Origin of the sequence: Umezawaea endophytica (assembly GCF_025061645.1) — a bacterium.
GTDB lineage: Bacteria > Actinomycetota > Actinomycetes > Mycobacteriales > Pseudonocardiaceae > Umezawaea > Umezawaea endophytica.
This window is the reverse complement of the sequence record NZ_JANYMP010000005.1, coordinates 404,378-410,786: the sequence shown is the minus strand read 5'-3', so window position 1 is coordinate 410,786 and position 6,409 is coordinate 404,378. Positions and strand designations below refer to the sequence as shown.

Genomic DNA, 6,409 nt, shown 5'->3' with positions numbered 1-6,409 from the left:
ATTCCGGGCGGACGGCACGGAAGTGGGCGCGGGTCAGTTCCGCTGGTAGGTCAGGCAGTTCGCGACGTGGTCGCCCTCGCCCTGGCCGACGCGGATGCTCTTCGCGGTGCACTCCAGCGAGGCATTGTGGACGCAGTCCGTGCGCGAGCACGCGCCCACCTGCGCCAAGGCCTTGTCCAGGCCTCCCTTGGTGTTCAGCGGGATGAAGGTGCCGCAGTCGGCCGCGCCGTTCTCGCCCCGCACGGTGATCGCGAAGGCGTGGCAGCCGTCGTGGTTGTACGAGCAGCCGCTCACGGTGCACTCGTGGACGGCGGGCATCGCCGGGTTCTCGATGGTGGTCATGTCCGCTCCTGCTTTTTCCGTGGTGGGAATAGGTTCGGTAGGTCGAACAATGCCACCGGGTTCGGGTGCCCGCAATTCGGCGACAATTTAGGAGAGCCTATCCTTCAGGTATTTCACCGTGATCGTTCGCGGATATTCCGAATGATTTTCGGCTTATTCCACCCGTTCAGGTGCCCGTACACCGGCCTGGCGCCGTTCCCAGTAGCTGAGCGCTCGTCCGGGCCCGTCACGTCGAGGAGGTACCGTCCGTCGCTGACGCCCCGGACCGCCGTGAGGGGCCGTGTCTGCTCACTGAGCAGGGAGGAGACGAGCCGTGCACCGTCGTATGGGTGGCACCGCTGTCGCCGCCGTCGCGCTGACCGGCCTGATGGTGGTGAGCGGCTGCGCGAAGGACTCCGGTGGCGGCGCCACCGGGTCGACGGGGGCCGCTGGTTCCGCGTGCGAGTTCTCGACGCCGCCCAGCGCGCCCGCCACCTCGGGCACCAGCGCCGCCAACGGTGAGAAGGTCGACGGCAGCGCGCTGAAGATCGGTCTGGCCTACGACATCGGTGGTCGCGGCGACGCGTCGTTCAACGACCTCGCCGCCGCCGGGTTCGACCAGGCGATCAAGGACATGGGGGTCGCGAAGGACAACACGCGCGAACTCTCCGCGGCCCCGAACGAGGACGAGTCGCTCAAGCAGTCCCGCCTGCGCGGGCTCGCGTCCGAGGGCTTCAACCCGATCGTCGGTGTCGGCTTCGCCTACACCGAGGCGCTGAAGGTCGTCGCGCCCGAGTTCCCGAACGTCAAGTTCGGCCTGGTGGACTCGGCCGTCGAGGGCGCGTCCAACGTCACGCCGCTGGTCTTCGCCGAGCAGGAGGGGTCGTTCCTGGCCGGGGTCGTGGCCGCGTACCAGAGCAAGAAGTGCCACGTCGGTTTCGTCGGCGGCGTCGACATCCCGCTGATCCAGAAGTTCGAGGCGGGCTACGTGCAGGGCGCCAAGACCGCCGCGCCGAAGATCCAGGTGGACAAGAAGTACATCACCCCGGCCGGTGACTTCACCGGCTTCCAGGACCCCGCCAAGGGCCAGGAGATCGCGAAGGGGCTGATCGACCAGGGCGCGGACGTCGTGTACCCGGCCGCGGGCGCCTCCGGCATCGGCGTGTTCTCCGCGGTCAAGCAGGCCGGTGTGCTGGCGATCGGGTGCGACGCCGACCAGTACAACCAGCCGACGCTCGCGGACACCAGGGACGTCATCGTCGCGTCGAGCCTCAAGCGCGTCGACGTGGCGGTGTACGACTTCTTCCGCGCGGCGGCGAAGAACGACCTCGCCTCGCTGCCGAAGGTCTTCGACCTCAAGGTGAACGGCGTCGGCTACGCCACGTCCGGCGGCAAGATCGACGCCGAGTTGCAGGGCATCCTCGAGGGTTACAAGGCCCAGATCATCGAGGGCAGGATCAAGGTCTCGGACAAGCCGTAGTCCTTCGCGCGCCAGGCCTCGCGGGACGCGTTCCCGCGAGGCCTGGCGCGATCTCGTCGTGGCCATTCGGCGTCCGCCGCGGCGACGGCGCCCCAAGATCCGATGCCCGACCGGTGTCGTCATTATCCTCTCGGTTCATTCCCGTTCCGCGGTGGCAAATATTCGCCCTGTGGCGAGGTTGACGCCCGCGTATCGCGGGACCAGGATTTTGATCAGCGCAATGCCGATTCGCGGGGTTCGAGTCGCAGATTGTGGGTACCGGTTGGCTGAATTGGGCATTCACCTCAGTGACGAGCGGACCGGGTGATGGGGGAGAAAGCCGAGTCGACCACGCGGGAAGCGCTGGCCGATTTCCTGCGGCAGCGGCGTGACGCGCTGTCACCGGACGTGGTGGGGCTGAAGGCCGGTCGGCGGCGCCGCACACCGGGGCTGCGGCGGGACGAGGTGGCGCGCCTGGCGAACATGTCCACGATCTACTACGAACGGCTGGAGCAGGGGCGCGGCTCGCAGCCGTCGTCGGCCATCCTCGCCGGGCTGGCGCAGGCCCTGCGGCTGGACCCGGACGAGCGGGCCTACCTGTACCTGCTGGCCGGGCACGCCGAGCCCGCGGTGGCCGAACCGGGCGGTGCCGCCGATCCCCGGCTGCTGTCGGTCATGCGGGCGGTGACGACGACGTTCCCGGCGTTCGTCGCGGACGAGCTGGGCACCGTCACGGCGCAGAACGCGTTGCACACCACGCTGTTCGGGCGGGTCGCGGGCAGGCCGGAGCGCGAGGGGAACCTGTTCTGGTGCTGGTTTGGCCGGGGCCGGTGGCGCCGGTCGGTGCTGGACCCGCCGGAGCGCCAGGAGGCCATCGGCCACAACTTCGTCGCGTACCTGCGGATGATCGTGGCCAAGCGCGGCCACGACGCCGCGGCGGCGGCGCTGGTGGCGGACCTGCGCGCGGTGAGCGGGGAGTTCCTGGGGATGTGGGACGAGCACCGGGTCGCCGGGTTCTCCCCTCCGGGCATGAGCGTGCTGGACAACCGGGTGGGCCGCCTGGACTTCGACTGCGCGCTGATGGTCAGCTCGCAGTCGACCCAGCGCCTGGGCTCGCTGCACGCGGTGCCCGGCACGCCCACCCAGCAGCGGTTGAGCAGGCTCGCCGAGCACGTCCCGGCGCCCGCGGACCGCGAGGGCCGGACCTCAGGACCGGGTCGGGGGAAGACGGGTGACGGCCTCCTCCAACCGGGCCAGCACGGCTGAGACGTGGGGCAGGCGGACGGGGTCGTCGGCGGCCAGCGCTTGCCGCTGCTGGTCCTCGTCGCCGTAGAGCAGGCTGGTGGCGGCCTTGAACCGGAGCCCGCGGGGCTCGTCGCCGAGCAGGTGCCCCGGCAGGACGACGACGCCCGAGTCGTCCAGCAGCCGTCGGCCCAGCTCGGCGGAGCCCGCGATGCCGTGGTCCGCCAGCCGCCCGCGCACCGGCTCGAAGTCGGGGTAGACGTAGAACCCGCCGGTCGGCGGCCTGCACGTGGCGCCGGACCGGGTGAAGACGTCGTGCACCGCCCTGGCCACCGCGCCGTGCAGCCGGACCCCGGCGGCGAGCCGGTCGCGGATCTCGGGCGGCTCCGCGTAGACGTACTCGGCGACGTGCTGCATCGGTCCGGCCAGGGTCGACCAGACCTCGCTCGCCACCGACACCACGGCGTCCCGGAGCCGCTGACCGCGTTCTCCCACGGGGAAGCGGGCCACCCCGACGCGCCAGCCGCCGATGCCGAGCGACTTCGACAGGCCGCTCGTCACGACGGTCCGCTCCGGCGCGACCTCGGCCGGGCTGAGGAACGGCGTCGCGACGGGGTCGTGCACGAGGTCGCGGTAGATCTCGTCCGACACGATCAGCAGGTCCTCGGCCGCCGCGACGGCGCACACCTCGCGCACCAGCGAGGGCGGCGCCAGCGTGCCGGTCGGGTTGTCCGGGAGGGTGAGCACCAGCAACCGCGGATCACGGCCACGGGCCCTGGCCGCGCGGACGGCGCGCCGCAGCGCTGCGGGGTCCGGCACACCACCGCACGCGGCCGGGATCGGCACCCCGATGACCTGCTTGCCCGCGTACCCCGCCTGGGCGGCGTAGCTGTTCCACGCGGGCCGCGGCAGCACCACGTCGCCGGGCACGGCGAGTTGCAGTGCCATCAGCAGCGCCTTGCTCCCCGGCGCGAGCACGACCTGGTCCGCGCTCGTGGGCAGCCGCCGTCGGCTGAAGTAGCCCGCCACGGCGGCGCGGGCGGACTCGCCGCCCGCGATCGGTCCGTACGCGGTCCGGCGGGCTCCCTCGGCGAGCTGCCGCGCCAGTTCCGGCAGCACGGGCAGCCGGGCCTCCCCGAAAGCCAGGTGCACCAGGGATTCCCCGTTGGCGCGGCGCTGGTCGACCAACTGGTTGAGCGCGAGGTTCGGCGACACGGTCATGGGGCGCTCTCCGTCCCACGGCACGCCGCGGCGAGGTCCGGTGGTGTGGTGGGCGCGAGGTCGAGTTCGTCGAGCCAGGCGGCGGTGGCCGAGTAGCGGGCGCGGAACGGCCTGCCGACCAGGGCCGGGTCGCGGGCCTGCGCCATCCGCAACTGGAAGTGCCCGTCCTCGACGCCGTCCACGATGACCTTGCCCGCCGCGGCCGACATCACCGGACCGCGAACCGTGCGGGCGAGTCCCGGCGCCGTCCGGTACGCCGTCCGGAAGATGTCCACCGCCCTCGCCAGCGGCACCTTGAAGTACCCGTGGGGCCCGGTGTCCCGTGCCACGAACAGGTAGTAGGGCACGGCACCCGCCGACAGCTCCGACCGCCACAGCTCGCCCACCACCGCGGCGTCGTCGTTGACGTGGGCGATCAGCGGGGCCTGGCAGTAGACCACCGCGCCGGTGGCGCGAATCCGCCGCAACGCGTGCCGCGCCACGTCGGTCCCCAGCTCGCGGGGGTGGCTGAAGTGCGCCATGACGGCCAGTTGCCTGCCGGAGGCGACGACGTCCTCGAACAGGCGGCACACCTCGTCGGCGTCGTCGTCGGTGGTGAAGCGCTGCGGCCAGTAGGCGACCGACTTGGTGCCGACGCGGATCGTGCGCACGGTGTCGACGGACAGCAGCGGCACCAGGTGGTCGCGGAGCCGTTCGGCGGACATCACCATCGGATCGCCGCCGGTGACCAGGACGTCGTGCACCTCGGGGTGCGCGTGGAGGTAGGAGACCAGACCGGACGGGTCCGGGGCGGCGAACCGCAGTTCGGGATCGCCGATGAACTGGGCCCACCGGAAGCAGTAGGCGCAGTAGGCGTGGCAGGTCTGGCCCTGGCGGGGGAAGTAGAGGACCGTCTCCCGGTACTTGTGCTGCAACCCCGGCACCGCCGCACCGCCCTGCACGGGCACGTTCGACCACTGCGCGGACGGGTGCGGGTTGAGCCCGCCCCGGATGTCGGCGACCACCTCCCGCAGCGCGGCGCCGGTCACCGAGCCCAGCCGCCGCTCGTCCTCGGTGGACAGCATCCCCGGCTGGGGGAAGGTCAACTGGAAGATCGGGTCGTCCGGCACGGACCGCCAGTCGACGAGGTTGTCGAGCACGTAGTCGTTGACGCGGAACGGGAGCACCAGGGAAACCCGCCGCATGGACTCGCGGACGTCCGCCGGCAGGCCGTAGCGCCGCGCGATCGCGTCGAGGTGCCGCGGGCCGTACGCGTGGAACCGCGTGCCCTCCAGGGTGTTCGGCATCGAGCAGCCACCTCTTCGGGGATCAGTCGCCGATGACGACGGGCAGGTGGTCGACCAGGTGCGTGTCACCCACCCTGGCGATCACGCCCAGCACCGCGGCGCCGCGGAAGTCCTCCGGGGCGACGGCGAAGGTCTCGGCGTCCACGATGGTCAGCGACTTGACGAGCAGCGGCGGGTCGAGCCGGGTCGCGGCCTCCAGTTCCCCGGTGGCCGCGGCGAGCGCGTTCGCCGTCGTGTCCCGGTGGTCCCGCGCCGCGCGCAACGCTCGGGACAGGGAACGGGCGGTGACCCGCTCCGCGGGGGAGAGGTAAGCGTTGCGGCTGGACATGGCCACCCCGTCGGGTTCGCGGACGGTGGGCACGCCGACGATCCGGACCGGGAAGTTCAGGTCGGCGACCATCCGCCGGACGAGCGCGAGCTGCTGGGCGTCCTTCTCCCCGAACACGGCCACGTCGGGCCGCACGAGGTGGAAGAACTTGGTGACGACGGTGAGGATGCCGGGGAACAGGTCCGGCCGCAGCGCGCCCTCGTGCGTGCGGGCCACCGGACCGGGGTCGAGGCGGACCATCGGCTCACCCGCCGGGTAGACCTCGTCCGCGGTCGGCGCGAACACCACGTCCGCCTCCTCCGCGGAGCACAGCTCCAGGTCGTCGTCGAGGTCGCGCGGGTAGCGGTCGAAGTCCTCGGCGGCACCGAACTGGAGCGGGTTGACGAAGACGCTGACCACGACGGTGGCCGCCTCGCGCCGGGCCGCGCGGATCAGCTCGGCGTGCCCGGCGTGCAGGGCCCCCATGGTCATCACGAGGGCCACGGGCCCTCGTCCTCGGTCGACCACCTCGGCCAGTTCCGCGACGGAGCGGACAAGGGCGCTTCTGGACAA

General features: G+C 71.8%; 6 protein-coding genes. 2 read left to right on the top strand and 4 right to left on the bottom strand.

Annotation, left to right across the window (positions count from 1 at the left end; all coding sequences use genetic code 11):
* Positions 1–33: 33 nt before the first annotated feature.
* Positions 34–342, bottom strand: coding sequence for a DUF1540 domain-containing protein (locus NZH93_RS13940; protein ID WP_259623462.1), 309 nt, complete (start codon positions 340–342; stop codon positions 34–36).
* 325 nt (positions 343–667) lie between these two features.
* Between NZH93_RS13940 and NZH93_RS13935 the strand changes: the two genes are divergently transcribed.
* Entirely contained in the window at positions 668–1,801 is a 1,134-nt protein-coding gene (locus NZH93_RS13935) for a BMP family lipoprotein (RefSeq protein WP_259623577.1), read from the top strand.
* 306 nt (positions 1,802–2,107) lie between these two features.
* Positions 2,108–3,046 carry a helix-turn-helix transcriptional regulator gene (locus NZH93_RS13930; protein WP_259623461.1) on the top strand — a complete coding sequence of 313 codons (939 nt, stop codon included), beginning with the start codon at positions 2,108–2,110 and terminating at the stop codon, positions 3,044–3,046.
* On the opposite strand, the gene NZH93_RS13925 is transcribed toward NZH93_RS13930, so the two are convergent.
* The 3 genes from NZH93_RS13925 to panC are packed head-to-tail and all read right to left on the bottom strand — an operon-like array spanning position 2,987 to position 6,409.
* Entirely contained in the window at positions 2,987–4,243 is a 1,257-nt protein-coding gene (locus NZH93_RS13925) for a pyridoxal phosphate-dependent aminotransferase (protein ID WP_259623460.1), read from the bottom strand. The genes NZH93_RS13930 and NZH93_RS13925 overlap by 60 nt on opposite strands.
* Positions 4,240–5,529 carry a KamA family radical SAM protein gene (locus NZH93_RS13920; protein ID WP_259623459.1) on the bottom strand — a complete coding sequence of 430 codons (1,290 nt, stop codon included), beginning with the start codon at positions 5,527–5,529 and terminating at the stop codon, positions 4,240–4,242. Before NZH93_RS13920 ends, NZH93_RS13925 begins: the two co-directional genes overlap by 4 nt.
* A gap of 22 nt (positions 5,530–5,551) precedes the next feature.
* Positions 5,552–6,409, bottom strand: a complete 858-nt coding sequence (gene panC, locus NZH93_RS13915; RefSeq protein WP_259623458.1) for a pantoate--beta-alanine ligase — start codon at positions 6,407–6,409, stop codon at positions 5,552–5,554.